This is a genomic window from Streptomyces silaceus, from assembly GCF_001419745.1.
Taxonomy (GTDB): domain Bacteria; phylum Actinomycetota; class Actinomycetes; order Streptomycetales; family Streptomycetaceae; genus Streptomyces; species Streptomyces silaceus.
In genome coordinates, this window is record NZ_LIRJ01000245.1 from 1 (window position 1) to 3,612 (window position 3,612).

General features: G+C 73.2%; 6 protein-coding genes and 1 pseudogene. 2 read left to right on the top strand and 5 right to left on the bottom strand.

From position 1 onward, the window contains the following. Positions 1–123: 123 nt before the first annotated feature. The 4 genes from AOK22_RS22895 to AOK22_RS22910 form a co-directional block, all read right to left on the bottom strand. Positions 124–441, bottom strand: coding sequence for an antibiotic biosynthesis monooxygenase family protein (locus AOK22_RS22895; protein WP_055700585.1), 318 nt, complete (start codon positions 439–441; stop codon positions 124–126). A gap of 26 nt (positions 442–467) precedes the next feature. After that, positions 468–827, bottom strand: coding sequence for a hypothetical protein (locus AOK22_RS22900; RefSeq protein ID WP_244164937.1), 360 nt, complete (start codon positions 825–827; stop codon positions 468–470). Next, a complete protein-coding gene (locus AOK22_RS22905) occupies positions 820–1,482 on the bottom strand; it encodes a hypothetical protein (RefSeq protein ID WP_244164939.1) in 663 nt (220 codons plus the stop codon). Before AOK22_RS22905 ends, AOK22_RS22900 begins: the two co-directional genes overlap by 8 nt. Before the next feature lie 139 nt (positions 1,483–1,621). After that, positions 1,622–2,026 (bottom strand): DnaJ family domain-containing protein, encoded by a 405-nt coding sequence (locus AOK22_RS22910; protein ID WP_055700586.1) that lies wholly within the window; start codon positions 2,024–2,026, stop codon positions 1,622–1,624. Between the two features lie 119 nt (positions 2,027–2,145). Between AOK22_RS22910 and AOK22_RS22915 the strand changes: the two genes are divergently transcribed. Beyond that, the gene (locus AOK22_RS22915) at positions 2,146–2,538 is read left to right on the top strand and encodes an FHA domain-containing protein (RefSeq protein ID WP_055700587.1); all 393 of its coding nucleotides are present in this window, start codon (positions 2,146–2,148) and stop codon (positions 2,536–2,538) included. A 54-nt stretch (positions 2,539–2,592) separates the two neighbouring features. Here the strand turns inward: AOK22_RS22915 and AOK22_RS22920 are convergent, their stop codons facing one another. Next, the gene (locus AOK22_RS22920; RefSeq protein WP_055700588.1) at positions 2,593–3,261 is read right to left on the bottom strand and encodes an O-methyltransferase; all 669 of its coding nucleotides are present in this window, start codon (positions 3,259–3,261) and stop codon (positions 2,593–2,595) included. Between the two features lie 154 nt (positions 3,262–3,415). On the opposite strand from AOK22_RS22920, the pseudogene AOK22_RS42910 reads away from it, so the two are divergent. Then, positions 3,416–3,612, top strand: a pseudogene (locus AOK22_RS42910) (serpin family protein); the annotation flags it as partial.

Consider the following 3,612-nt stretch of genomic DNA (forward strand, 5'->3'; position numbering starts at 1 on the left):
GTCATGCGGTCATTCTGCGACGGTACGGAGGCGGCGCCGCAAGCGAATTACCCCCGCACCCGGGCCGGCCCGAAGGGACCCAAGTGCGGGGCGTTCCCGGCGGCTTGGCCTCCGGCGCGCGGGCTATGCGCCCTTGGGGGCCGCCTGCTGGACGACCTCGAAGGACCACACCGTCGACCCGCTCGCCGCGGGCTTCGGGCGGTCGCCGCCGCCCTGATGGGCCGACTTCATCGGGCCCTCCATCCACGCCTGGAAGGCGGCCTCGTCGCGCCAGCGGGTGTAGACGAGGTACTGGTCGGTGCCCTCGATGGGGCGGAGGAGTTCGAACCACTCGAAGCCGTCCGAGTTCTCCACCGCGCCCGCGCGGGAAGCGAAACGCTTCTCCAGGACCTCTCGCTGTTCCTCGGGAACGGTCAGCACATTGATCTTCACGATGCTCATGCCGCCATCCTGCCGCACGGCGTCCGTCACAGACGCAGCAGGCTTTCGGCCGTCTCGCGGTAGTCGCGCAGGGCCAGGCGGAGCTGCTCGGTGTCGGCGGAGTCCGTGGTTCCGGTGGACGCGCCCGCCGGGGCGGGCTGCCAGGACGTGCGCAGGGTGCGGCGGCGCTCGGTGAGGGTCTGCGTGAGGCCGGTGATCGTCTCCTCCAGGACGCGGTCGGCGTCCTCGACGGCGCCGCGCGGGCCGTCGACGAAGGCGTTGACGGCGTTCTGGAGACGCAGCGCCAGCTTGTCGCGTTCGGCGGGCGGGAACAGGGACGTCCGTGTGGTGTGAGCGGTGGGCTCGGGGCGGGTGACGTGCGCCGTGTGCTCGGTGTGCTCAGCCATGCTGGGCTCCCTTCGGGGTGAGGCCGGCCGAGCGTCCTCGGGCGGTGCGCCTGCCGGTGCGCGCCGCGCCGCCGTCCGCGTCCTGTGCCATCAGGGCGTCGAAGAGCGCCCGCGCCTCGACCATGGCGCCGCGCATCTCCTCGGTGTCCGCGCCGCCCTTCTCCGTCCCGGCCCCGTGCTCGGCGCCGGTCGTGTCCAGGGCCGCCCGGTGCACCTTGCGATAGCCGTCGACGTGGTGGGCGTGGTGCACGGAGAGCGCGTCGAGCTGCTCCTCGTAGTGCCCCGCGTCGGGGAAGCCGCGGACGCCGGCGAGTTCGGCGATGAGCCGGTCCGCCTCGGTGACCGCCTCGCGCGGGGAATCGACGAAGCGTTCCTGGGCGACGGTCCAGCGGGCCGTGAACTCCTCACGGGCGACGGGCTCCAACGGCCGCGTACGCAGGGACCCGTGCCGCTTCACCCGCTCCCCGAGGTCGCGTTCGGCGGCCTTGGTGTCGCCGTCGTGACGGGCGACCGCGCGGTCGTACTCGGGTCCGAAGCGGCGCCGGAGACCGCGCCCGCCGCCGGCGCGCGCCCGCGCGCGGTACAGGACGGCCGCCACGGCGACGACGAGGACGGCGACGACCACGATCAGGACGATGAGCATGACGGTGGACATGGGGACCTTCTCGGCTCGGGGACGGTCCTGGCGCGCGGGCCGGTGCGGCCCGGCGCGCCTCCCCGGAGCGAGTTGCCCCCAGGCGGCTCCCCAAACGGCCCGCGCGCCGCGCGGTCCCGGCCGGGGCGCCGTCGACCGGTCAGGCCGGGTGGCGCTCCCGCCAGTCGCGGGCCACCTCGTCGACGTCGTAGGGCGTCAGGCCGAGGGGCGGTCCCGGGGGCGGGGTGCGCAGTGCTTCGCGGATCTTCTCGTTGAGCTCGGTCACGAGCCTGCGCGCCATGCTCTCGGACGGGGCCGCGGCCGCCGCGACCAGCGTGTCCTCGGCTTCCTTGCGCAGGGCGAGCGTGGGCGACATGAAGGAGAGGCCCTCGCGGGCCATCTTCTGCTTCACCCACCAGTTCTCGTCGGTCGTGGGATCGGGCCCCTCGGGAAGGGGCTTGCCGGCGCCGGGCAAGGAGGTGAACTCGCCCCGCCGCTCCGCTTCACGGATCTGCTTGTCGATCCAGGATTCGAACTCGACTCCAGGTGGCTTGCGCTCAGTCATGCGCCCATTGTTCCAGGACAGGCGTGCACCCGCCCGTGGGGGCACTTAGGATGCGGCAGCGCGCGACGCACCAACCACGCTCGCGCCGAAGCGAGTTGAAGCCGAAGGAGCGTGCGCACGTGCTGGAGCTGACGATGGCCTCGGTGTCCGGGGGAGACGAGGGCGCGACCGCGGGCATGCTCATGGCCGACGCGCCGAGCGAGCCGGGCGCCGTGCTGCGCGTGGGGCGCGACCGGAACGTGTGCCGCCTGGTGACCCCCGATGACTGGCTGTTCGTGTCCCGTACGCACCTGGAGTTCCGCTGCGGTCCCGACGGGTCCTGGTCGGTGACCTGGCTGCGCGGGTCGAGCCCCGATCCCTCCTCGGAGGTGCGGGTGGTCGTCGACGGGGCGGCGCGGCCCCTCGCGTACGGAGGGGACGCGCCGCTCGCCCGCGGCGGCTCCGGAGAGGTCGTCATCCAGGACAGGTCGGGTCCGCGGAGCGTGAACGTGGGCTACTTCCACGAGGATTGAGCCGCCGGGACCGATCGGGGGTCTGTCGGGGATCGGTCGGGGATCGGTCGGTGATCAGGGGAGTACGCGGGCGAGCGCGAAGCCGTCGTAGCCCTTGGTGCCCACGGTCTGCAGCGCCGTCGCGCTCAGCTCGGGGTGCTCCGCCATGAGCGCGAGCGCGGCACGCGTGCCGACGACGCCCGGGTCGGTGCTGTCGGCGTCGGTGACCGCGCCGCCGCGCACGACGTTGTCGAGGACGATCAGGCTGCCCGGCCGGGTGAGCTTGAGCGCCCACTCCAGGTAGTGCGGGTTGTTGCCCTTGTCGGCGTCGATGAAGACGAGGTCGAAGGGGTCGGGGTGCTCGGCGCCGAGCGCGTCGAGCGAGTCGAGGGCGGGGCCGACGCGGACGTCGGTGAGCTTGTCGAGTCCGGCGCGGGCGAGGTTGCCGCGGGCCACCTCGGCGTGCTCGGGGCGGAATTCGAGGGTGATGAGGCGGCCGTCGACGGGCAGGGCGCGGGCCAGCCAGATGGTGCTGTAGCCGCCGAGGGTGCCGATCTCCAGGATGCGGCGGGCGCCCTGGATCTGGGCGAGGAGCTGGAGCAGCTTGCCCTGGTTCGGGGCGACGGCGATCTGCGGCAGGCCGGCGGCGTCGCTGTCGCGCAGGGCGGCGGACAGGGCCTCGTCGGCCGGGGCGAGGAGGTCGGTGAAGTAGTCGTCGACGGAGTTCCACTGCTGTTGGTTCATGTGGTTCGTACGGTCCCTTCGACTGCCTAGTTAGTTTCGCTAAGGAGTCTACGGCGGGCGCCGGGGATTGTCAGTGGCGGCTCGCATACTGGGGATGTGTTTCGGACGGTTCCGGAGACCGATGCCGGTGCCGTGACTGCGGGGGGAGTCGTACGTGGCGTACGAGACGGGGCGGGTGGCGGCGGGGCTGCCCGTGGCGGAGGTCCAGGGGTTCGCCGAGCGGTGGCTGCCCGAGATGGTGGAGCTCGGCCGGGAGGGCGGCGGCGCGGGGGACTTCGTGTGCTCGCCCGCCGGGATGTGGCTCGGCCTCGCCGCCGTGGCGGCGGGTGCCCGCGGCGAGACCGCCGCCGA